This is a genomic window from uncultured Sunxiuqinia sp. (assembly GCF_947495665.1).
Classification (GTDB): domain Bacteria; phylum Bacteroidota; class Bacteroidia; order Bacteroidales; family Prolixibacteraceae; genus Sunxiuqinia; species Sunxiuqinia rutila.
In genome coordinates, this window is sequence record NZ_CANLZV010000008.1 from 170,488 (window position 1) to 194,216 (window position 23,729).

The 23,729-nt window shown below is 44.3% G+C and carries 18 protein-coding genes and 1 riboswitch; of the genes, 15 read left to right on the forward strand and 3 right to left on the reverse strand.

Annotated elements, in window-relative coordinates; genetic code table 11:
* The first annotated feature begins 1 nt into the window (after nucleotide 1).
* From rfbA to Q1A18_RS12090, 5 genes are read left to right on the forward strand one after another with little or no spacing between them, the layout of a single operon-like run.
* Nucleotides 2-883, forward strand: coding sequence for a glucose-1-phosphate thymidylyltransferase RfbA (gene rfbA, locus Q1A18_RS12070; protein WP_299580275.1), 882 nt, complete (start codon nucleotides 2-4; stop codon nucleotides 881-883).
* 15 nt (nucleotides 884-898) lie between these two features.
* Nucleotides 899-1,447, forward strand: a complete 549-nt coding sequence (gene rfbC / locus Q1A18_RS12075; protein ID WP_299580278.1) for a dTDP-4-dehydrorhamnose 3,5-epimerase — start codon at nucleotides 899-901, stop codon at nucleotides 1,445-1,447.
* A gap of 3 nt (nucleotides 1,448-1,450) precedes the next feature.
* On the forward strand, nucleotides 1,451-2,323 hold the full coding sequence (rfbD, locus tag Q1A18_RS12080; RefSeq protein ID WP_299580282.1) for a dTDP-4-dehydrorhamnose reductase: 873 nt from the start codon (nucleotides 1,451-1,453) through the stop codon (nucleotides 2,321-2,323).
* Nucleotides 2,324-2,329: 6 nt separating this feature from the next.
* Nucleotides 2,330-4,078, forward strand: coding sequence for a phospho-sugar mutase (locus tag Q1A18_RS12085; RefSeq protein WP_299580285.1), 1,749 nt, complete (start codon nucleotides 2,330-2,332; stop codon nucleotides 4,076-4,078).
* A gap of 27 nt (nucleotides 4,079-4,105) precedes the next feature.
* On the forward strand, nucleotides 4,106-4,858 hold the full coding sequence (locus Q1A18_RS12090) for a DUF1080 domain-containing protein (RefSeq protein ID WP_299580288.1): 753 nt from the start codon (nucleotides 4,106-4,108) through the stop codon (nucleotides 4,856-4,858).
* 77 nt (nucleotides 4,859-4,935) lie between these two features.
* On the opposite strand, the gene Q1A18_RS12095 is transcribed toward Q1A18_RS12090, so the two are convergent.
* On the reverse strand, nucleotides 4,936-5,130 hold the full coding sequence (locus Q1A18_RS12095; RefSeq protein WP_299580291.1) for a hypothetical protein: 195 nt from the start codon (nucleotides 5,128-5,130) through the stop codon (nucleotides 4,936-4,938).
* A 518-nt stretch (nucleotides 5,131-5,648) separates the two neighbouring features.
* Nucleotides 5,649-5,829, forward strand: a riboswitch (cobalamin riboswitch).
* Between the two features lie 110 nt (nucleotides 5,830-5,939).
* Between Q1A18_RS12095 and Q1A18_RS12100 the strand changes: the two genes are divergently transcribed.
* From Q1A18_RS12100 to Q1A18_RS12115, 4 genes are read left to right on the forward strand one after another with little or no spacing between them, the layout of a single operon-like run.
* Nucleotides 5,940-7,988 (forward strand): TonB-dependent receptor, encoded by a 2,049-nt coding sequence (locus Q1A18_RS12100; RefSeq protein ID WP_299580294.1) that lies wholly within the window; start codon nucleotides 5,940-5,942, stop codon nucleotides 7,986-7,988.
* Complete coding sequence (locus Q1A18_RS12105) at nucleotides 7,985-9,142, forward strand: DUF5074 domain-containing protein (protein ID WP_299580297.1); 1,158 nt, start codon at nucleotides 7,985-7,987, stop codon at nucleotides 9,140-9,142. Before Q1A18_RS12100 ends, Q1A18_RS12105 begins: the two co-directional genes overlap by 4 nt.
* A gap of 17 nt (nucleotides 9,143-9,159) precedes the next feature.
* Nucleotides 9,160-10,458 carry a PKD-like domain-containing protein gene (locus Q1A18_RS12110; protein WP_299580300.1) on the forward strand — a complete coding sequence of 433 codons (1,299 nt, stop codon included), beginning with the start codon at nucleotides 9,160-9,162 and terminating at the stop codon, nucleotides 10,456-10,458.
* Between the two features lie 28 nt (nucleotides 10,459-10,486).
* Nucleotides 10,487-11,809 (forward strand): DUF5074 domain-containing protein, encoded by a 1,323-nt coding sequence (locus Q1A18_RS12115; protein ID WP_299580303.1) that lies wholly within the window; start codon nucleotides 10,487-10,489, stop codon nucleotides 11,807-11,809.
* A 109-nt stretch (nucleotides 11,810-11,918) separates the two neighbouring features.
* Here the strand turns inward: Q1A18_RS12115 and Q1A18_RS12120 are convergent, their stop codons facing one another.
* Nucleotides 11,919-12,545 (reverse strand): hypothetical protein, encoded by a 627-nt coding sequence (locus Q1A18_RS12120; RefSeq protein ID WP_299580306.1) that lies wholly within the window; start codon nucleotides 12,543-12,545, stop codon nucleotides 11,919-11,921.
* A 545-nt stretch (nucleotides 12,546-13,090) separates the two neighbouring features.
* On the opposite strand from Q1A18_RS12120, the gene Q1A18_RS12125 reads away from it, so the two are divergent.
* Nucleotides 13,091-14,698: a CotH kinase family protein gene (locus Q1A18_RS12125; protein WP_299580309.1), complete on the forward strand. Its 1,608-nt coding sequence runs from the start codon at nucleotides 13,091-13,093 to the stop codon at nucleotides 14,696-14,698.
* Between the two features lie 32 nt (nucleotides 14,699-14,730).
* Here Q1A18_RS12125 and Q1A18_RS12130 read toward each other — a convergent pair whose 3' ends face one another.
* Complete coding sequence (locus Q1A18_RS12130) at nucleotides 14,731-15,606, reverse strand: AraC family transcriptional regulator (protein ID WP_299580312.1); 876 nt, start codon at nucleotides 15,604-15,606, stop codon at nucleotides 14,731-14,733.
* Nucleotides 15,607-15,892: 286 nt separating this feature from the next.
* Here Q1A18_RS12130 and Q1A18_RS12135 point away from each other — a divergent pair, with 286 nt between their 5' ends.
* The 5 genes from Q1A18_RS12135 to guaA all read left to right on the forward strand — a co-directional run bounded on the left by Q1A18_RS12135 (nucleotide 15,893) and on the right by guaA (nucleotide 23,575).
* On the forward strand, nucleotides 15,893-17,473 hold the full coding sequence (locus Q1A18_RS12135) for a cellulase family glycosylhydrolase (RefSeq protein ID WP_299580315.1): 1,581 nt from the start codon (nucleotides 15,893-15,895) through the stop codon (nucleotides 17,471-17,473).
* Nucleotides 17,474-17,545: 72 nt separating this feature from the next.
* Nucleotides 17,546-19,372: a sodium:solute symporter family protein gene (locus tag Q1A18_RS12140; protein ID WP_299580318.1), complete on the forward strand. Its 1,827-nt coding sequence runs from the start codon at nucleotides 17,546-17,548 to the stop codon at nucleotides 19,370-19,372.
* Nucleotides 19,373-19,419: 47 nt separating this feature from the next.
* Complete coding sequence (locus tag Q1A18_RS12145) at nucleotides 19,420-20,595, forward strand: glycosidase (RefSeq protein WP_299580321.1); 1,176 nt, start codon at nucleotides 19,420-19,422, stop codon at nucleotides 20,593-20,595.
* Complete coding sequence (locus Q1A18_RS12150; protein WP_299580324.1) at nucleotides 20,595-21,791, forward strand: AGE family epimerase/isomerase; 1,197 nt, start codon at nucleotides 20,595-20,597, stop codon at nucleotides 21,789-21,791. The genes Q1A18_RS12145 and Q1A18_RS12150 overlap by 1 nt, the downstream gene beginning before the upstream one ends.
* A 254-nt stretch (nucleotides 21,792-22,045) precedes the next feature.
* The gene (gene guaA, locus Q1A18_RS12155; protein ID WP_299580327.1) at nucleotides 22,046-23,575 is read left to right on the forward strand and encodes a glutamine-hydrolyzing GMP synthase; all 1,530 of its coding nucleotides are present in this window, start codon (nucleotides 22,046-22,048) and stop codon (nucleotides 23,573-23,575) included.
* Nucleotides 23,576-23,729: the final 154 nt, after the last annotated feature.

A 23,729-nucleotide genomic window follows, 5' to 3' on the forward strand; every position in this document is an offset into this window, starting at 1 on the left:
TATGAAAGGCATTATTTTGGCCGGAGGTTCCGGTACACGTTTATATCCAATTACGAAATCGATTTCAAAACAAATTATTCCGGTTTACGATAAACCGATGATTTATTACCCGTTGTCGGTTTTGATGTTGGCAGGTATTCGCGAAATTTTGATTATTTCAACGCCCCAAGATATTCCTTTGTATGAAGATTTGCTGGGCGATGGTTCGCAGTTTGGTATTCAGCTAAGTTATGCTGTTCAGCCTTCACCCGATGGATTGGCCCAGGCCTTTGTGATTGGCGAAGAATTTATTGGTGATGACCAGGTGTGTCTGATTTTAGGCGATAACATCTTCTATGGATACAATTTCAGCCAGATATTGACTGAGGCTGGTGAGCTGGAAGATGGCGCTTTGGTGTTTGGGTATTACGTGAACGATCCGGAGCGCTATGGCGTGGTTGATTTTGATGAGCAGGGACAGGTGCTTTCAGTGGAGGAGAAACCCAAAGAGCCTAAATCAAACTATGCCGTAACCGGCTTGTACTTTTATTCCAACGATGTGGTTGAAAAGGCCAAGTCGTTGAAACCATCCGCCCGCGGGGAGTATGAGATTACTGACCTTAACCGGCTTTACCTGGAAGAGCAACGGCTGAAGGTGCAGCTGCTTGGACGGGGATTTGCCTGGCTGGACACTGGTACGCACGATAGTTTGTTGCAGGCTTCCAACTTCATCGCCACCATTGAGCAGCGCCAAGGCTTAAAAGTGTCATGTCTTGAAGAAATTGCATTCAAAAAGGGATATATCGACAAAGAACAGTTGCTGAAGCTGGCCGAACCTTTGATGAAAAACCAATACGGTCAATATTTATACAATTTGGCTCATAAGAAAATTGCATCGTTTTAAACAGAATTTGAATTCATGGAAATTACAGAAACACCAATAGCCGGGCTATTGGTCTTAACACCCCGCGTATTTCAGGATGAACGGGGTTATTTTTTAGAAACATTTAACGCGAAAGAACTCGTAAAGGCAGGCATAGACCGGCCTTTTGTGCAGGATAACGAATCGAAATCCTCGCGAGGGGTTATTCGTGGTTTGCATTACCAGCTGGCCCCGTATGCACAGGCCAAACTGGTTCGGGTTATTGAAGGTAATGTATTTGATGTGGCGGTTGATTTGCGCAAGGATTCGCCCACTTTTGGACAATGGTATGGCGTGGAGTTAAGCGGCGAAAACAAGAAACAATTTTATGTGCCTCGCGGATTTGCGCATGGCTTTTCGGTGTTGAGCGAGACAGCCGTCTTTGCGTATAAGTGTGATGGGTATTATCATCCACAGTCGGAACGGGGGATTTCATACAACGACCCGGAATTGCAAATTGATTGGCGGATTGACAAGCAAGAGGCATTAATTTCAGAAAAAGATCAGGCGAATCCCTTGTTTCGGGATGCCGAATACAATTTCTAAGCTATGAAAAAAATTCTAGTTACAGGAGCCGATGGTCAGTTAGGGGCAGCAATTAAAGCACTGGCAGCCAATTACAATGAATTTGAGTTTTTGTTTACAGACATCCAGGAGTTGGATTTAACCAACCAGGCCGCTGTGGCGCTGTTTGTTGAAACGGAAAAGCCTGCTTATATCATCAATTGTGCTGCTTATACGGCTGTTGATATTGCGGAGAAAGAAGCTGATTTAGCACGGTTGATTAATACTAAAGTTCCGGCTTACCTCGGAAAAGTGGGGCAGAAGCATCAGGCAAGAGTGATTCACGTTTCAACCGACTATGTGTTTGACGGAACTTCCTATACACCCTACACCGAAAACGATTTGGTGAACCCTGAGTCGGTTTATGGCAAAAGCAAACTGAATGGGGAAATTGCATTGCTGAAGGAGGCCCCATCATCGTTGGTAATCCGGACTTCGTGGTTGTATTCCATTCACGGTAAAAACTTTTTGAAAACCATGGTGAAGCTGGGCGAGGAGCGCGATGAACTTCGGGTGGTATGCGACCAGGTAGGAACACCAACTTATGCCGATGATTTGGCAGAGGTGATTTTAACAATTATTTCAAAAACTGAAAATAAACGTTGTGACTGGAAGCCGGGAATCTACCACTATTCCAATGAAGGCGTGTGTAGTTGGTACGATTTTGCCAAGGCCATACACGAATTGGCGGGAATTTCCTGCCATGTTCATCCAATTGCAACGGAAGAATACCCAACGCCGGCAGCCCGTCCGCCCTACAGTGTGCTGAATAAATCCAAAATTAAGCGTATTTTTGGGGTTCAGATTCCATATTGGCGCGACAGCCTCAAAAAATGTATTACCGAACTAAAAAAATAGAAAGAGATGGCAACAAATAACGAAGTTCTGGACGCAGTTGTTAGTAAAGCAAAAACCTGGTTAAGCGAGGTGTATGACCAAGCAACAAGGGATGAAGTAAAACGCATGCTTGAGCAGGAAGACAAAACCGAATTGATTGACTCCTTTTACCGGGATCTGGAGTTTGGAACCGGTGGATTAAGGGGGATTATGGGAGCCGGCTCGAACCGAATGAATATTTATACCGTAGGTGCTGCTACACAAGGATTGAGCAATTACCTGAAAAAAGAATTTGCCGGATTGGAGCAGATAAAGGTGGCTATTGGTTACGATTGCCGGAACAACAGCCGGTTGTTTGCCGAAAAAAGTGCCGGTATTTTTGCTGCCAACGGAATTAAGGTGTATTTGTTTGAAGATTTGCGTCCAACGCCGGAGCTTTCGTTTGCCATCCGGGAATTGGGCTGTCAAAGCGGTATTATCCTGACCGCTTCGCATAATCCGAAAGAATACAATGGTTATAAAGCCTACTGGGAAGATGGTTCTCAAATTGTTGGCCCGCATGATGTGAATGTTATTCATGAGGTGCAGCAGGTAAAGGTGGAAGATATTCAATTTGAAGGCAACAAAGAGTTGATTGAGATTTTGGGTGAGGCGATGGATAATAAATTCATCGAGAAAGTGAAAACCGTTTCGCTGGCCCCCGAAATCATTCAAAAATACAAGGATCTGAAAATTGTTTACACCCCGATTCATGGAACTGGGGTGAAGCTGATTCCTCAGGCTTTGCGGGCTTTTGGTTTCGAAAACATCATCAATGTACCTGAGCAGGATGTGGTGAGTGGCGATTTCCCAACGGTGGTTTCGCCAAACCCGGAAGAGCCAGCTGCTATGGAAATGGCCATGAAAAAAGGCTATGAGGTGGATGCCGATGTGGTGATGGCTTCGGATCCGGATGCTGACCGGATTGGTGTGGCTGTGAAAAATGATAAAGGCGAATTTTTCATCATCAATGGTAACCAAACGGCTTTATTGTTTATCTATTACCTCATCACCCGGATGAAGGAAAACAAGGCGCTGGAAGGCAATGAATTTATTGTTAAAACCATCGTTTCAACAGAGAAGATTGCTGAAATTGCCCAGAAAAATGGCATCGAATTTTTTGATGTGTATACCGGCTTTAAATACATTGCCGAAGTGATTCGTGAAAACGAAGGTGTGAAGAAATACATTGGTGGAGGCGAGGAAAGCTTTGGTTTTATGCCTGCCGATTTTGTGCGTGATAAAGACGCGGTTTCTTCGTGTGCACTGATGGCTGAAATTACAGCCTGGGCTAAAGATCAAGGCAAAACCTTGTTCGAATTGCTTAAAGATATTTACCTGGAATATGGCTATTCCAAGGAAAAAATGAAATACATCGTTCGTCCGGGAAAAACCGGAGCCGAAGAAATTCAGCAGATGATGGTTGATTTTCGGACCAATCCTCCCAAATCATTGGGTGGTGGTTTGATGAAAATCGTGAAAGACTATGCAGACTTGACAGAGCGAAACTTGCTTAGTGGTGAAAGCAAGAAAATCGATCAGAAGATTACGTCCAACGTACTGCAGTTTTTCACGGAAGACGGAACCAAGATTTCGGTGCGTCCGTCGGGCACTGAGCCCAAAATTAAATTCTATTTTGAAGTGGCCGGGCAGCTTAATAGTCGCGAAGAGTTTGATACGGTCGAGCTGTTGGCTGAAGAAAAAATAGACGCGATTATGCAACAACTAAACCTGTAATTTTTTTAACCTAAACTTGAATAAACCATGAGAGAATTAGTACTCGTACTACTCGTATTGATGAGCATGAGCGTGTTTGCCCAGGAAGAACGACCAGCAATGGTGCCTGAAATGACTGAAATTTGGGATCCGGAAGTGCCCGTTGTGACACCTGGAGAAAAGCCGATGGATGCACCCTCGGATGCCATTGTGCTGTTAGGCGTTGAGCAGGCTTTTGGCTATGAATGGACCAATGGGAATGGCGAAGAGCCGGGATGGGATTTTGAGAATGGTGTTGCAACAGTGAAGGGCGGCACTGGTATCATTAAGACCAAGCGTCAGTTTAAAGATTTTCAGTTACACCTGGAGTGGCGGTCGCCAGCCGAAGTGGTGAGCGAAAGCCAGGGACGTGGCAACAGTGGCGTCTTTTTACAGGGCATTTACGAAGTGCAGGTGTTGGATAATTACAACAATCGCACCTATCGGAATGGCCAGGCCGGGAGTGTTTACAAACAGCATGCGCCTTTAGTGAATGCCTGCAAAGGACCGGGCGAGTGGCAAACGTATGATATTATTTATACGGCCCCACGCTTTAACGCTGATGGAACCTATTTTACACATCCGCGGATTACTTTAATTCACAATGGGGTGTTGGTTCAGAACAATGTCATTGCTCGTGGTCCAACTGAATACATCGGCATTCCGGAATATGCAGTGAAGCCACATGGCGATGGTCCGATTATTTTACAGGATCATGGCAACCCGGTGAGTTTTCGCAATATTTGGATTCGGGAATTGTAGTATTGCAATAATTAAAGAGAAAGGGAGAACTATTAATAGTTCTCCCTTTTTTTATGCTATCGTAGTATTGCTCAAAACTAGGAGTTCAGATGCTTCCTTCTTTTGGCATTCAGGTAATTCCGTACTGGGGTATCAAAGGCAATCTTGATCAGGTAGCTAAGGTCAACCAGCAGAATAGTGCCTATGGTAATAACCAAAGTTAGCTCTGTTTTGTCTGGATTGGTCTGTGAGAAATAGTTTCCAAAAATCCAGATAGCTACATATTGGGTCATGTATAGCGGGTAAGATATACTTTCCTGAAAAGATGCATGCCTTCTCCATTTTTGGCGACAAGTTTGATCCAGCGCCAAGAGATTAGTTGTTGGAAAATAAAGACAATCGCAAGCAGTTCAGTGAGTTAGTTCTGCGGAAAGAAAGGCATGAGGAATGTGAGTGATAAGAAGACGCTTAAACCGATGAATCCTAGTTTGTTTTTGATGATCCAGTTGTAACGTAAGACTAACAGACTTGCCAGGAACGAGTAAAATAATCGTGCGCCACAATGCCAAAAGTTATGGTCGCCCCAGCCTCCCATCAGGTTGACTGCCTTGTAACTGAATGTTCCCAAAATAACACATGTTGCCGGGTTTTAAAAGTTCCGGGCTTGAAGTTAAGATTTGTTGGTTTGCTTTCGATTGTATGTTGTCTTCGGATCGCTGTATTTGAGTGCACTAGGGAGATAATAAATTGTCGTTTGAGAAAAAGGAGGCCTAATTCCTTGTCGGACGGTTACTTTTATTAAAATAATATATACTTTTGTCGCATTGTTGGTGCTATGCATTTGCATAGCTAAGAGGGAATCAGGTGAGAATCCTGAACAGACCCGCTGCTGTAAGCTCGCGAAGGTCTTATGCGAAACAAACCACTGTGAATAACGGGAAGGTGCATAAGATGAGTAAGTCAGAAGACCTGCCAATACATTACATAGTTTTTAAACTTTCGGGGATTAAAGTTTAGAGATGGAAAGGTTCTTCTGCGGAACTGCTTTTCTGTTTTTGTATGTCTTTTCCTGAAAGTAGTAATAGTTAAGGATTAGCATCAAATGAACAGAAAATTCTTTTATTTATTACTGCTTTGTCTCTTTCTGCCTTCTATTTTGGCAGCTCAAAGCAAGCTGGATAGCATTCAGCATATCCAGGAGGTGCTCATCGCCGCACCTCAGCCAACCTTCAAGTCAATTATTCCAGCTCAACAGCTTGATGGCAAGCAATTAAAAGCGCTAAATAGCTTTTCGGTTGCCGATGCTATCCGGTACTTTGCAGGCGTTCAAATCAAAGATTACGGTGGCGTTGGTGGCCTGAAAACGGTCAACGTGCGAAGCATGGGGACGAACCACATGGGCGTCTTTTACGATGGAATTCAGTTGGGAAATGCCCAGAATGGACAAATCGATTTGGGAAAGTTTTCCTTGGATAATATTGAAAGCATCTCGCTGTATAACGGTCAAAAAAGCGATATTTTTCAGCCTGCCCGGGATTATGGCTCTTCCGGATCAATTTACCTCAAATTTCGGCGTCCACATTTTTCGGGGCAGGAAAAGGAGCATTTGAAAGCTACTTTTCGAACAGGATCATTCGACTTGGCGAATCCATCTTTTCTGTACGAACGCAAGTTGTCAGAAAAGGTAAATGCTTCCATCAATGCAGAGTATATTTATTCATCGGGGAAATACAAGTTTCGTTACAAGCGGGTTTTGCCCGGAAGCGACGAAGTAGCCTACGATACAACTGCCACTCGGAAGAATGGAGACATTCATGCTTTTCGGGTAGAAAGTGGCCTGTATGGCCGAACCGAAGATGGGCACTGGGAGGTGAAAACTTACTATTATGATTCGGAACGGGGGATTCCCGGTGCCATTGTAAACAATCGTTGGATGAATGCGCAGCGCCAATGGGATACCAACTTTTTTGTGCAGGGAGGCTGGCGAAAAGTAATCACCGATCGTTACGATCTAATGCTCAAGATGAAGTATGCCAACGATCGCATGCGGTACCTGAATCCGGATACGACCTTGATGTATATCGACAATTCCTTTCGGCAGCAAGAGGCCTATGCTTCCCTGGCTCAAAAATATCAACTCACGACTTATTGGGATGTTTCTTTGTCAACCGACCTGCAATGGAACTGGCTAAAGTCGGACCTGGAGGGATTGGTCTATCCAACCCGAAGATCAGCTTTGGTTGCTTTGGCTACGGCACTTGATTTGGGGGCGTTTAAGTCGCAGGCAAGTGTGCTGGGTACCTTTATCAATGAAAACATAACATCAGTAGCAAACAGTGAGGGGCAAGCGGCAAGCTCGGCACCCAGCAGAGAGGAAATAACACCCGCTATATTCTTTTCATATGCTCCTTTTGAGAATCACGACTTGACTTTCCGGGCCTTCTATAAGCACATTTTCCGGATGCCTACGTTTAATGATTTGTACTACACCGACATTGGAAATATCAAACTGAAGCCTGAGTTTACGCATCAGTACAATGTTGGTTTTAAGTATGCTAAAACGATGGCGAATCGCTCCTTGGTTCATTGGGAATTGCAGGCCGATGGTTATTACAATGAGGTGACCAACAAAATAGTAGCTGTTCCTAAGGGAAGTGGCATGTACCGCTGGATGATGATGAACTTGGGAAGGGTTGAGATCCGCGGACTTGATGCGGTTGCTGCAGCAACTTTCGACTTACCTTTTGAGGTTTGGCTAAACCTCAAAGGAACTTATACTTACCAGAAAGCGCAGGATTTTACTCCTCGAAAGAATCCGGATTTGGAGAAAACGACCTGGGGCGGGCAGATTCCTTACATCCCCTGGCACAGCGGTTCTTTTATTGCTTCGGCCAGGTATCAATCCTGGCAGCTGAACTACAGCTTCGTTTACGTGGGCGAACGCTACCACAATTCAGCCAATATCCGCGAAAATTACGAAAAGCCTTGGTACACGAATGATGTATCGCTTTTGAAGACGGTTGCGCTAAACGACTGGAGCTTAAAAGTGGCGCTTGAAGTCAACAACCTGTTGAGTCAGGACTACGAGGTGGTGTTGAATTATCCAATGCCCAAACGAAATTACAAATTAACATTAACCCTTGAATTATGAGCCGATTGTTATTAGGGCTGCATTGTTTGCTGTTGCTCGGCGCACTGTCGTCGTGTCGCGAAGAGGTTGAACTGTTTTCTTCGGATGAAATTGACCTGGAAAAACCGGAGGAAACAACAGCGTATCGTGGTTTTTACCTTCTGAATGAAGGAAATATGGGGAGCAACAAGTCGACCCTTGATTTTTACGATTTTGATTCGGGAACGTATAGCCGAAATATTTATGCTGAGGTCAATCCAGATGTCCCTAAGGAGTTGGGAGATGTGGGCAACGATCTTCAGATTTATGGCTCAAAGCTTTATGCAGTCATCAATGTTTCGAATAAAATTGAGGTGATGGATGCTCAAACTGCCACTCGAATTGGGCAGATAGAGATCCCCAATTGCCGCTATATTCAGTTTGAAGGGAAATACGCTTACGTTACTTCTTACGCCGGGCCGGTTGAAATTAACCCCGATTATACGCAGCGTGGTTTTGTGGCGAAAGTCGATACAGCCACCCTGCAGGTTGTTGATGAGTGCTTGGTCGGATTTCAGCCGGATGAACTGGCAATTGTGGACGGTAAAATTTATGTCGCAAACTCGGGTGGCTACATGGGAGCCGGAAGCAGTGATAATTATGAACGTACTGTTTCGGTGATTGACCTGGAAAGTTTTACCGAAGAAAAGCGCATTGATGTGACTGCGAACCTGCATCGGGTGCGCGCGGATCAGCGAGGAGACTTGTGGGTGAGCTCCCGTGGCGATTATAAAGAGCTGCCTTCCCGGTTATTTTTTATCGATTCGGAAAAGCAAGCGGTAACTGACACCCTTGATATTCCCGTGAGTAGCTGTTACCTGTCAGGAGACTCGCTTTATGTGTGCAGCGTTTCTTGGAGCTACATCACGTATTCCAATGAAATTACCTACGCCATTGTTAATACGAAAACACGCGAAGTCGTTACCCGCAATTTCATTACAGATGGAACGGATGAGGAGATTGAAATTCCCTATGGATTAATGGTTCATCCCGTTTCCGGAGATATTTTCCTTGCTGATGCTGGCAACTATGTCACGCCCGGCATGCTGTACTGTTTCGACCGAAGTGGAAAAAAGAAGTGGAGTGTGCGTACCGGCGATATTCCGGCTCATTTTGCGTTGCTAAAAAAAGACTAACCATCAACAAATTTTATATGATACGAAGAATCAATCGACCTGTGAGCTGGCTTTTTGTTGGCTTGGCTGCTATCAATTTAGTGGCCTGTAATGAGGATGACAAGAAAGAATTGCTTCCTCCCGAAGAAATTAAGTTGAACGACAATTATACGACGACTCGTTCAACGGTGCTAACCATTAAACCCGAAGTAACTGGCTACGAAGCGGCCGCTTACAAATGGTCTTTAACGCAAACTCCAGAAGGGGCCGTGGACTCTTTGATTAGCGAAGAATTGGAGCTTGAGTTTATAACGATTCAGCCTGGAACCTACGCATTAAACCTGGAAGTGACCCAAACTGAAAAAAAGGAAGATTTTGCGGTTGATGTGCTCGTAGAGCAGGAAGCCGAAGCATTTAGCCCTTATTTAGCAGAAGTGCTCGATTATTTGCCAGGAGTTGGACAGTTTGTAAACAAGCTTCCAAGCTACGAAGAAGGGGATACCCAAGCAAGCATGATTGCAAAAACCAGCGATTTGTTGGCTGGCGAAGATGCTTCGATGATTACCCTCGGTGGTTTTGGTGGCTACGTGACTTTTCGTTTTGACCATACGGTGGCTAACCTTCCCGGAAGACGTGATTTTCGGGTGAAAGGCAACGCATTTGGTGCCGCAGCTAACCCACAGCCGGATGCTCCCTTTGGTGGAAGCTGCGAACCCGGAGTGATTATGGTCGCTTATGACAAAAACCAGAATGGGGAAGTTGACCCCGAGGAGTGGTATGAAATTGCGGGAAGTGCCCATCATTCGGTGAGCTCCGAAGCTTGGTATTGCTTGGGTAAAGTTGCCGGTAATGATCTAGAGATTATTCCGGGCTACGAGATTACTTATTTCCGCCCCACGGAAGAGCCAGACCAGGCAACCGAGGAGTATATCCGTTGGGAGGACAATCAGGGAAATTCCGGCTACAAAGTGAAAAATGTATTTCATAGTCAATCTTATTTCCCAGCTTGGATCGAAGGGGATTCTTATACCCTGAAAGGTACTCGATTGCCCGAGAATGGTATTAACGAAAAGAGCGACAAGGGAGATTACTTCGTGCTCTATGGTTTTGGTTTTGGTTATGCCGATAACTATCCCAATGCACATGACAATTCGGCCATTGATATTGCCTGGGCAGTGGATGCAGAAGGAAATCCGGTGCATTTGCCCGGAGTGGACTTTGTACGGGTGCATTGTGGCGTTAACCAGGAAAACGGTTGGCTGGGCGAGTGTTCAACGGAAATTGCGGGAGCAGAAGATCTTCATCTGCTGGGTGAAGTGATTGATTCTGAAAAATAGACAATCAAATAAATTATAAATAACAAAAATGAAAAACTTAAAATTACTAGCAATCGCAGGGATTGCATTGGGGCTATTTTCTTGTTCGGATGATCCGGTTTTGCCCGAAGCACCACAAGTATCTATTAAAAGTATCAGTGGCTTGGAAGAGGTCGCCCAGAAGGATACACTGGCCTTGGTGGCTACCGTCACCAGTTCGGCTGAAACAGAAATTGTCTGGAAGGTTAATAACGAAGAAGTGCAGGCCGGAGATACTCTGCTTTTCACTGCCGAGGAAATGGGGAACTACGAGATTAGCCTGAAAGCGGTTAATGCTGGAGGAGAGCATACGACTACTTTTGCGGTTGATGTGTTTGGCATGTTCCGGGACGGAACCTTTGTGTTGAACGAAGGAAACATGACTTCGGAGAATGGAACGCTCATCTTTATCAGCCCTAAAGGCGTGGCGATCGATAGTGTTTACCAAAAAGTGAATGGATCCGAGTTGGGGAATACAACCCAAGATCTTTTTATTGCTGATAACAAAATGTACATCATCGCTCAAAACGGTGATCGCATGGGAGGAGATGGTATGCTGGTGGTTGCCAATGCGGAAACTCTGGAAAAAGAGGCAGCTTTTTCGAATGAAGATTTGGCCGAGTTGAGTTGGGCATCGCACGTCGCCGTTATTGGCAATAGTGCTTACATCCGCGATAATGCCGGAGTCTATTTGCTCAATCTTGATAGCAAAGCATTAAGTTTTATTGAAGGTACCGCAGGAGCAATGAAAAACCGGATGGCCGTTGAGAATGAGAAGGTGTTTGTTCCAGCAGGGAAGAAAATTCTTGTGTTGCAAAACGGTGAAGTGAAATCGGAAGTTGAATTGCCTGGAACAATCTCAGGGCTATTGTTGTCGGCTGATGATAAACTGATGGTGTCATGCAGTGGAAGTCCTTCGTATATTTTAAAGGTTGATCCGGCAGACTATAGCATTATCAAGCAAAATGAAATTGCGGATTTTAGTGTCAGTGCAGGATGGGGAGCAAGCCCGGCTATTGGAGCCAAAGGTGATACCGTGTATTTTGGCTCAGGAACCAAAATTTGCCAGCATATCCTGGAGACTGGAGCAACATCGGTGGTGACTGATGTAAGCGAGCATATTGAGCATGCCGGAATTGTTTACAACAATTTGGGTGTGCATCCGACAACCGGAGAGGTGTATTTTAATACGATGAAAGGTTATGGGATGGACTATTTAATCAATGATATTAGTGTATTCAACTTTAGTGGTGAATCTCCCGAGATGGTTTATGATTTTAAAGATTACACCAACTTCCCCGCAGGTTTCTTTTTTACCGCAAACTACCGCTAAGTTTAGTAGTATAGATTTATAAGTTAGAAGAAGAGCAATCCGTTACGGGTTTGCTCTTTTCATTTTTTAAAGGGCAATTTTTATTCTTTGATCTCTGTTGTTGTGATGTTTAGTTACTGGATATACGCATTAATGGTCCGTTGTTGCGCTTGAGGCGATCATTCAAAGTGAGGTAGTGTATAGCCAGTACCAGTCGAACCGTTGGTTGACTGATGTCGTATTTTGGATATTTTTTGATAACATGAGCGACCATGGCAGGAGATAAGTCACCGGCAGTTTCCAGGTCATAGTCGTATTTTAGCAGGGTTGGGTTTTGCGTACTCAGAGCTTCAAGCAGCCTCTTGTATTTGCCCTCCCGGTTCAGTTGTATCGTATTTATTGTGTCTCCTTCATGGGTGATGGCTTTGCTGACGAGCCAGATTTCATCAAAAGTTTTCGGGTCAATTTGCTGATAGATTTTTTGCTGTTCTTCAAAATCAAGAGGAAGTTTAATTGCGCCTATTTTTTTCGTTTGGGCCATCTTTTCAAAAAATGCTTGGTAGGTTGATGGCAAATCCTCGGTGGTGCCCTTCGTGCTGATTTGTTTTTCAAAAAAGCCGACAAGGACTTCTAAATCGCGAATTTCATTTTGAGTAAAAATGGAGTCGATACTTGCATCGGAGTTCAGATTGTCTGGGGTTGCTTGTATTTGGGTGAACGAAAAAAGCAAGCCGAGTAGCAGCAGTAAATTTTTCATGATCGATACGAACTTGTGATTTTGAGTGCAATATAAGGATTAAGTTAATTTGTTAAGGAATAGAGATTCCTAATTTTTCACCAATGCTCAATGTTTATCGGGAGTTTATTAGAATTGAGAGGTGTTTTTGACAAACGAAGGTGAAAATTGGTAGCATGGTAGTTATCAAAACAATGTTATTGAACATAGATTCGCTATTGACTTTTTAGTTTGAATGACATAATTTGCATATAAATTCAATGCTTCGGTATTGGATGACGTTTTAAGTAGTTGTGCACAAGATTGTTTTTTTGAGAATAGAGAAATATCAGGCGACGAATTTTGACCAATTGATTGCTTATGGGAAGAAGCTATTGAGAATTGTCAAGTTTTGGATATTCAATTTTGTGTTTAATGGGTTTTAAGCTGCAGGAATATTTTTCTGCAGCTTTTTTTTATATGCAGTTTTGCATTCAAAATCAGGGTGCTATCTTTACGAGTGTTCCTGTTGTCTTGCGAAGGTGGCAGCATGATTGTTAACTACAAAGCCTACTAACCCAATATTTATGAGAAACTGCATCTTTTTCTTGTTGCTGTTGTTGTGTTCCACCCGTTTAGCTGCTCAATCGCTTAGCTCGTTTGGTACTTCAAATTTGCCCTTGGTGGTTGTCGATACCGATGGCCGGACAATTCCTGATGATCCGAAGATAGATGCACAAATGGGTATTATCTGGAATGGGGAGGGGAAGGTTAATTCTTCCAAAGATGCTTTCAATGATTACAATGGGCATATCGCCATTGAACGAAGAGGCTCCAGTTCGCAGGGTTTTCCTAAAAAATCGTATGGCTTTGAGTTGCGTGATGCTGCGGGCCTTGATCTGGATGCTTCTATTTTGGGTCTGCCGGCAGAAGAGGATTGGATATTGTACGGGCCGTATTCGGATAAAACGCTGATTCGAAATGTGCTGGTCTTTACCCTAGGCGCATCGCTGGGGCATTATGCTCCCCGTTGCCGGTTTGTTGAGTTGTTTCTGAATGAGCAGTATCAGGGTGTTTATGTGTTGATGGAGAAGATTAAGCGCGACAAAAAACGGCTTGACCTGGCCAAGTTGAAACCGGAAGACTTGTCGGGTGAAGATTTAACAGGAGGTTACATCATTAAAATTGACAAAACCACCGGGAGTGGAGGAAGTGGTTGGTATTCGGCCTACCTGAATGAGCAGTATAAAAGAACCTTTTTTCAATATGAATATCCGAAGCAGGAAGAGATTCAGGTCGCTCAGAAAGATTACATCAAAAACTATATCGATCAGGTTGAACAAGCTTTACATGACAAAAACCTTGATGGAACAGACGGATTTCGGGCCTTGGCTGATGAAGAAAGTTTTATCGACTTTCTGATTGTAAATGAGCTGGCTAAAAATGTGGACGGGTATCGCTTGAGTACCTTTTTGCACAAGGACAAGAACGGCAAGTTAAAACTGGGTCCTGTTTGGGATTTCAACCTGGCTTTTGGCAATGTCAATTATCACAATGGAGCGTCGACTTCGGGGTTTCAGTTCGAAGCAAATTTAGGCGACGATGCCTGGCAAAATCCTTTCTGGTGGCCTGTTTTGTTTGAAGACAATACCTTTCGAAAAAAGCTGAAAAACCGTTGGAATAGTCTGCGGAAAAACCAATTGTCTGATGAGCGTATTCAGACAGTGGTGGACAGTTTAACCAGCCTGCTGGATGAAGCCCAGGTTCGTAATTTTACAAAATGGCCGGTGTTGAGTACCTGGGTTTGGCCCAATGCTTATGTGGGCAATAGTTACACGGCAGAAGTCAATTGGCTTGAAAGCTGGATTCATAATCGTTTGAAATGGCTGGACACCAATCTCGAAGACTTATATGTGGGTGAAAGTCAATTGGCGCAGGCCAAGGCTTTCTCGGTTTATCCCAATCCGTTTAGCGGGCAGCTGCATCTGGAATTGCCTGCCGGGCTTAATGACCGGTTAAACTGGATAATTTATTCGGTTCAGGGCGCTAAAGTGGCGGAAGGTTCCATCGAAGCCGGTGGTCGTTATTTTACCATTCAGAATGCGCAGGTGCAGGCTTTGCCTGATGGGGTTTACTTGCTCCGAATCAGGCAGCATGATGAGGTGGTTTATACTCAAAAGCTGGTGAAGCAATAGTTGTTTGGCGGGCTGGTTCAGAATCAGCCACTTTAGTTCACTCGCTTAATACCCGCAAAGTTGTCGCGGTACTCGCTGGGTGTACTCCCTTTGCGTTTTTTAAAGATTCGGTTGAAGTTGGCCAGGTTGTTAAAACCACATAAGTAAGCAATTTCAGAAATGCTGTGGTTGTTTTCAATCAAATAACGGGTGGCAAAACCAATGCGCGAATCATTCAGGTATTCGATAAACGTTTTGCCGGTGCGCTGTTTCATAAAACGACTGAACGATACTTCGGTCATGTTTAGAAGATCGGCCATTTCTTCCACTTTGATCTTTCGCATGTAGTTTTTTTGTACAAATTCGAAAACCAGCTTCATCTTCTCATGATTGAAAAAATCTTCCTTTTTGGCCGATGTGGAGGATAGCATTTGTTGATTGCGCGAGTTTGACAGGTCGAAAAGCAGGGAGAGCAACTCCAGAAAAGCGTCCATGCCACTGAGGTTGGCCAGATTTTCGATGCGCGGTTGCAACTGGCGGATAGCGTTTTCGGAGAAGGCAATGCCCCGGTAGGCTCGCTGAAGCATGTCACGGATTGGATGAAGAATGTTTTTGTTGAGCAGCGAGTCGTGAAATAAATTCTGATGAAACTGAATTGTAATTTCACGGATGCGCGTGGAGCTGCAATTGGCTTGCTCCCAAAAATGAGGCTGGTTAGGCCCTACCAATACCAGTTCCAGTTGGCCGATTTCGCCTATGTGGTCACCGACAAAGCGTTTTACTCCGGCAGCATTTTGAATGAAATTTAATTCAAACTCTGGATGGAAATGGGGTGGAAAATCAAATGTTTCTTTCCACCGGTCAAACACTAATAAGCAGTCTTCCGGGGTGAGTGGGGTGATTTCTCGATTAAATAGGTTGGTCTGCATTGGTGTTGGTTTTTAGGTTATTGCCCATGATTTGGCTTTAAAATGTTGTGAAAACTGGTACTCCTTAGCTCTTCATTACTCAAATAGGTCTGAATTTCAATAATACAAACAATTGATAAAATAGTATTTGTTAGCTGCAAGTATATGGAATATTTTTGAAATCTGTAATTAGTTAGATGTCAGTTCGAAATGTGTAATCTTTTTTTAAGAGCATGAAACTAGAACGGAAATTAGTCAAAGAGAGGATAGTTCGATGAAGCAAAGTATAACCGAAATCAGCATAACCATGTTAAGGAAAAATATTAGAATAACATATTTACTAATTGTCGGAATGGCCTTGTTGCTGGTCGCTTGTGGTGAAAGTGATGGCGCAAGTTGTCAAGTGACATTTCCGGAGAGGATTAGCGTAGAGGGAAATAAGTTTGTTGACAATAACGGAAGGCAGGTAATTCTTAATGGAATTAATGTCGTAAATAAGTCCAAAGAAGAAAACTATCTTTTTAAAGGAGGCCCTGAGTTTTATGCCAATTTGAAAAAATGGGGTTTTAACAGCATTCGTTTTATTATAATATGGGATGGATTGGAACCTGAGCCGGGGGTCTATAATGAGGAATATCTGAAGGAGATAGATCGGCGTATTGAATGGGCTGCAGCTAATGACATATTTGTTATACTTGATATGCACCAGGATTTATTTGGTTTGAAATATAGCGATGGAGCACCCAATTGGGCTACGCTCGATGAAGGGAAAACTCACACTGCAGGATCAATATGGAGTGACGCTTATATGTTAAGCGAGGCTGTACAGACAGCATTTGATAATTTCTGGGATAACCAGCCGGCCCCTGATGGCGTGGGCGTTCAGGATCATTACGCCAATTTATGGAGATATATTGCCAAGCGCTATGCCAACAATCCTACGGTTATTGGTTATGACATCATGAACGAACCATTTCCGGGCACATCAGCCCAAAAGGCCACGCCTGCTTTACTTGAGGCTTACGCAAATTTGGTATACAAGCTAACGGGAGAACTCATGACTGAAGAGAAGCTGGCCGAGATATGGGGAGATGCAAGCAAGAGGACGGAAGCGCTGAAGCTTCTATCGACAAAAGAAAATTATGCGCCTGTTATTGATGCCTTATATGATTTTAACCACGAGTTCGAAAGTGTACACTTGCAGGCGATGTACCAAAAAGTAAGCCAAGCCATACGTGAAGTTGATCAAAAAACTGTTTTGTTTTTAGAACACAGTTATTTCAGCAATACAGGAGTGAAAAGCAGCATCGAACGGGTGAGCTTAGTCGATGGAACGCCTGATCCACTGGTGGCTTACGCACCACATGGTTATGACTTGGTGACCGACACGGAAGATGCGGCTGCAGCGAATTCTGAACGAGTTGCGTTTATCTATGAACGAATTAAAGAAAAAGGACAGCAACTTGGAATGCCGGTATGGCTAGGAGAATGGGGAGCTTATTATAGTCATTCGGAAGGGATCGTTCCGGTAGCTCGCTATGCCGTTAGCCTAATTGAAGAAAATCTTTTTGGGAATGCTTATTGGTCTTATGATCCCGGAACTGAAAACCTTTCTTATTTTCAAAAAGCCTTGTTGCGCCCTTATCCAGCCTACACTTGTGGCGAATTGCTAAGCTACCACTATGAACATGAGAATGCTCGATTTAGAATGGAATGGCAGGAAAATGAAAACGTAAATTCACCCACCATGGTTTATGTTCCATTCCTGTCAAAGCTAAAAGAGGTATCATCATACAAAATAGAAAAAATAGACAATTCTGATGCTGGCTGGATTGTGATCCCGGCCAATAACAAAAACAGCAAACGGGAACTCATATTGCAGTTTTGAGACGTCAATATGAATAAGAGACGAAAACGAAACGAAGTACTAACGAATCAAAAATTGCTAAACGAATAACCTATGAAACTTGGAATTATTGATATTTCTGTAATTATAGCCTACCTGGTCATTACCGTAATTATTGGGTTGGTGCTACGAAAATGGTCGCAGCGCGATAAATCTTCTTACTTGCTTGGAGGTAATAAGTTACCCTGGTACATGCTTGGGCTTTCCAATGCCTCGGGTATGTTCGACATTTCCGGAACCATGTGGATGGTGACATTGGCAGTGGTTTACGGATTAAAAAGTGTCTGGATTCCTTGGCTTTGGCCTTCATTCAACCAGATTTTTCTGATGGTTTACCTGTCGATGTGGCTTCGCCGATCGAATGTGACCACGGGGGCTGAATGGATTCGCACGCGTTTTGGGCGTGGGCGCGAAGCTCGCTTGTCTCACACCATCGTTATTGCTTTTGCACTGATCAACTGTCTGGGCTTAATGGCTTACGGGTTTATCGGTTTGGGGAAGTTTGTGCAGATTTTTATTCCGTGGGAAGTGGTTCAGCCTTATTTTCCTTTTCATGTTACCGCTGAATATGTGCCCCATGTTTATGGCATTGCCTTTACCCTTTTTGCGGTGTTTTACTCGGTGCTTGGAGGCATGTCCGGCATTGTATGGGCCGACTTGGTCCAGTATATTATTATGACGATTTCGGCTGTGGTAATTGCTGTGATCGCAATGGCCGCGCTGGGCGATCAAAGTTTGCAGGTGCCGGATGGCTGGATGAGTCCCTTTTTTGGGGCACGTTTGGAAATCGACTGGTCTGGAATTATCAATGAAATGAATGCTAAAATTGCTTCCGATGGGTATTCCTGGTTCAGTATCTTTTTTATGATGATGTTGTTCAAAGGGGTGCTGGCTAGTGTTGCCGGGCCAATCCCGAATTACGACATGCAGAAAATTCTGTCAACCAAAACGCCTCAGGAAGCTGCGAAAATGAGTGGTATGGTGAGTTTGGTATTGGTGCCTGTTCGCTACCTGATGATCACCGGTTTTGCTGTTTTAGCCATTTTATATTACGATCAGCTGCATTTGTTGGTGGCTGGGCGCATCGATTTTGAGCAGATTTTACCCTCGGCAATAAGCCAGTTTGTGCCGATTGGGTTTACCGGTTTGCTATTGGCAGGTTTGCTCGCGGCTTTCATGTCAACTTTTGCCGGAACACTGAATGCCGCACAGGCCTATTTGGTGAATGACATCTATTTGAATTATTACAAACCCAATGCTTCGAACCGCGAAATAAAAATTACCAACTACACTACCGGGATTGTGGTTGTGGCTATCAGTATCATCTTTGGAATTTTTGCGACTGATATCAACTCCATTCTGCAGTGGCTTGTGTCCGGGCTTTATGGCAGCTACATTGCTTCCAATGTGTTGAAGTGGCACTGGTGGCGGTTTAACGGCAGTGGCTTTTTCTGGGGAATGGTTGCCGGCCTGATTCCGGCGCTGATATTCCCTTACGTATTTACCGAAACCCTGGACCTGTATTATTTCCCGCTTATTTTTCTGATTTCGGTAGCTGGCTGTATAATCGGCACCTACCTGGCCCCGCCAACGGAAGAAGCCGTGTTGAAATCATTTTATAAAAGTGTTCGCCCTTGGGGTTTTTGGAAGCCCATTCATGAGAAAGTCGTTGCTGAAGATCCGGATTTTGTGTCGAAAACCAGCTTCAAACGTGATGCCTTCAATGTGGTGCTTGGTGTCATTGGTCAAACGGCGTTGGTGTTGCTGCCCATTTATTTTGTGTTGAAACAAAACATGCCCATGGTGCTTTCGCTTTTGGTGATTGCCGCTGTTGTAGTAATCATGAAAAAGACCTGGTGGAACAAACTGAATGACTTTTAAGCGACCGAAACTTGAATCTTAAATCATGCGATTGAATCTATTGTGATATGGAAAATTATTTTGAAAACCGATTGAATAAGTTGAAGGCGGCTCATGAGTTGCTGTTGAATCAAAAGAATACAGTGGAACCCTTGTCAAATGGGATCTTCGAACGTTACCAAAATCCGGTGCTAACAGCTGCACATGCGCCTTTGCATTGGCGCTTTGACTTGTCGCCCGAGCGTAATCCATTTCTGATGGAGCGCTTAGGGGTTAATGCCGCCTTTAATGCCGGAGCCATTCGTTGGAAGGACAAATACCTGTTGGCCGTGCGTATGGAAGGCTGGGATCGGAAGTCCTACTTTGCAATTGCTGAAAGCCCGAATGGTATTGATCAGTTTCGTTTTTGGGACCGGCCCATAACCATTCCGCAAACCGACGAGCCGGATGTTAATGTGTATGATATGCGTTTAACCGCTCATGAGGATGGTTGGGTGTATGGTATTTTTTGCACAGAGCGCAAAGATCCTGCTGCGCCCGAAGGCGATACCAGCGCGGCAGTTGCCAATGCCGGTATTGTTCGGAGCCGCGATTTGCTGAACTGGGAGCGCTTGCCCGATTTGATCTCAACTTCGGGACAGCAGCGCAATGTGGTGTTGCATGCTGAATTTGTCAATGGAAAGTACGCCGTTTATACGCGTCCACAGGATGGGTTCATCAATGTGGGAAGCGGCGGAGGAATTGGCTTGGGGCTGATTGACGATATGAGCAATCCGGTTGTACAAAACGAACGCATCATTCAGAATAAACAATACCACACGGTTTATGAGCTGAAGAATGGCTTGGGGCCGGCGCCGATAAAAACCAAAGACGGGTGGTTGCATCTGGCCCATGGTGTAAGAAACACGGCCGCCGGCTTGCGCTATGTTTTGTATTTATTTATGACCGACCTGGTCGAGCTCGATCGGGTGACCGATCATCCGGGAGGGTATTTTATGGCGCCCCAGGGTGATGAACGGGTCGGAGATGTGTCCAATGTGCTCTTTTCCAACGGTTGGATTGCGGACGAAGATGGCCGGGTGTTTATTTATTATGCGTCCTCGGACACTCGCATGCATGTGGCAACAACTACGGTTGATCGGCTGGTGGACTACGTGAAAAATACGCCTGCGGATGGTTTGCATTCGTTCAAGTCGGTGGAAGCCATCAATCAGCTAATTGATAATAACCAAGGATTATATTGATGAATCAGTCGGTCATTGAAAAATTCAGAAGTGAGCTTGGTCAAGAGCTTGATAGAATACTGGCTTTTTGGGTGAATACTATGCCGGATGAAAAATACGGAGGTTTTCTTGGTGAGCTGGATTTCAAAGGGAATCCGGTTCCGAAGTCGCCAAAAGGAATTATCTTAAATACGCGTTTACTTTGGACTTTCTCGGCGGTAGCTCAAAAGACCAAACAAGAAGAACATCGGTTGATGGCCGATCGTGCTTACGATTATCTGCTGGCTAATTTTTTAGATCGAAAGCATGGTGGCGTCTTTTGGCTGGTGGATTTCAAAGGGGCGGTATTGAATAGCCGAAAGCAAATTTATGCCCAAGCTTTTTTCATTTATGCATTGGCCGAATATTTCAAGCTGACAAAAAAAGAAGAGGCGCTTGAACTGGCGGTTGAGTTGTTTCACCTGTTGGAGGAGAAGGCCGCCGACCGAAACATGGGCGGTTACCTGGATGCTTTTGACGAACGTTGGCAGGAGTTGGAAGATATGCGACTGAGTGAAAAGGACCTCAATGAGAAAAAGATTCTGAATACCCATCTGCATTTGCTGGAAGCCTATTCAACTTTATATACGGTGTATCCGAACTTGGAAGTGAAGCAAGCTTTGCTTGGTTTGATTGAGCTGTTTCAGGAGAAATTTGTAGGAGAAGATTTTCACTTGAACATGTTTTTTGATGAACAGTGGAATGTGAAAAGTCAGCTGGTTTCTTACGGCCACGATATTGAAACATCGTGGTTGTTGTATGAGGCTGGCGAGGTGTTGCATGATGATTTTATGATGGAAAAGCTTTCGGCTACAGCAGTGGCCATGGCCGATGTGTTTGTACGCGAAGGCCTCGATCAGGATGGCAGTGTGTTGAATGAGCGGGATAAGGCCAACGGTCATCTCGATTCTGATCGTCACTGGTGGCCGCAAATTGAAGGAATCGTTGGCTTGATAAATGCCTGGCAGCTTTCAGCAAATGATTTGTTTTTGGAAAAAGCACTGGCGATATGGAAATATACGCAAGCGAATTTGCTGGATTATGAGCACGGAGAATGGCATTGGCTAGTCACTGCAGCCGGTATTCCAGACCGGACTATGATGAAAGCCGGTTTCTGGAAATGTCCGTACCACAATGCGCGGGGTTGTTTGGAAGCGTTGAAGCGCTTGCCGGCTTAGGTGAGGAGATTCGTATTTTACGATAATCTTATTTGCAGTGAGTTGTTGGTTGTCAAAATAGCTCTACAGAGTACAGGGGTAAAAAAGAAGCAATTGTTTTGGGCGGATGTTAAACGCTTTTTCATCAGCGGATTTTGCTTGAGACAAATCGCTAAGTCTGTGTTGATTTGTTAAATGAGTGTTTTCGTTGGCTAACTTTTTAAGCAGCATTAAAGGAATTGTTTATCTTTGCGCCATCCAAAAAAGACAGATTCATGCAAGAGAAAATTTTAATCCTCGATTTTGGTTCGCAGTACACCCAATTAATCGGCCGCAGGGTGCGTGAACTCAATATCTATTGTGAGATTTATCCTTACAACAACTATCCCAAAATTGACGAAAGTGTTAAAGGGGTGATTTTAAGTGGAAGCCCGTTTTCGGTGCGCGATGAAAATGCGCCCAAACCCGATCTTTCAAAAATTAAAGGTAAACTGCCGCTGCTTGGCGTTTGTTACGGAGCTCAATACATGGCCCACTATTTTGGGGGCGAAGTGTTGCCATCCGATTCACGCGAGTATGGCCGGGCTAACCTGGGATTTATCGATCAGGAAAATGAACTGTTTAAAAAGATGACCTTGGGCACGCAGGTGTGGATGTCGCATGGCGATACCATTGAGCGTTTGCCGGAAAATTATAAAATCATTGCTTCAACAGCTGATGTGAAAAACGCAGCTTATAAAATTGAAGGTGAAACAACTTATGCCATTCAGTTTCACCCGGAAGTGTACCATACCACCGAAGGAAAGCAGTTGTTGCAGAATTTTGCCGTTGATATTTGTGGTTGCAAGCAAGACTGGACACCTAAATCGTTTATTGAAACGACCGTGGCTGAGCTGAAAGCGAAACTGGGCGACGATAAAGTGGTGTTAGGCTTATCCGGAGGAGTGGATTCTACAGTAGCAGGTGTGTTGTTGCACCAAGCTATTGGAAAAAACCTGACGTGTATTTTTGTGGATAACGGCTTGTTGCGTAAGAACGAGTTTGAATCTGTTTTGGATTCGTATAAAGACATGGGCTTGAACGTGATTGGAGTGGATGCCAAACAAAAGTTTTGGGATGATCTGAAAGGAATTACCGATCCGGAAGGCAAACGTAAGATTATTGGTCGCGACTTCATTGAAGTATTCGATGAGGAAGCACACAAAATAAAAGAGGTGAAGTGGCTGGCGCAGGGAACTATTTATCCCGACGTGATTGAGTCGGTTTCTGTTAACGGACCTTCGGCCACCATTAAGTCGCACCACAATGTGGGTGGCTTGCCCGAAAAAATGAACCTGAAAGTTGTTGAGCCGCTCAACTTGCTTTTCAAGGATGAAGTTCGCCGGGTAGGAAAGGCGCTTAATATTAAACCGGAATTGCTGGGGCGTCACCCGTTTCCTGGTCCAGGACTGGGAATCCGAATTCTGAGTGATGTAACTCCGGAGAAGGTTCGCATTTTGCAGGAAGCAGATGCTATTTTTATTAATGGCTTGCGCGAGTGGAATTTGTACGATGATGTTTGGCAGGCAGGTGTGATGCTGCTGCCAGTGCAATCAGTAGGTGTAATGGGCGATGAGCGGACTTACGAGAATGTGGTTGCCTTGCGTGCAGTAATGTCTACCGATGGAATGACGGCTGACTGGGTGCATTTACCTTACGAGTTCTTGGCCAAAATTTCGAACGAAATTATTAACAAGGTTCGTGGAATTAACCGCGTAGTTTACGATATCAGTTCAAAACCACCGGCAACCATCGAGTGGGAATAACGAATTTAATCCATATAGTGATGAACAAAGCAGGCTTCGGTCTGCTTTGTTGTTTTTAGGCAGGTAGAATTTCTTTTCTTCTGCTCAAGGATTTTTCGATACCTGCTTTCGCCTGTAAAAATGCGGGAAGTATCCATTTACATTGACGTGAACA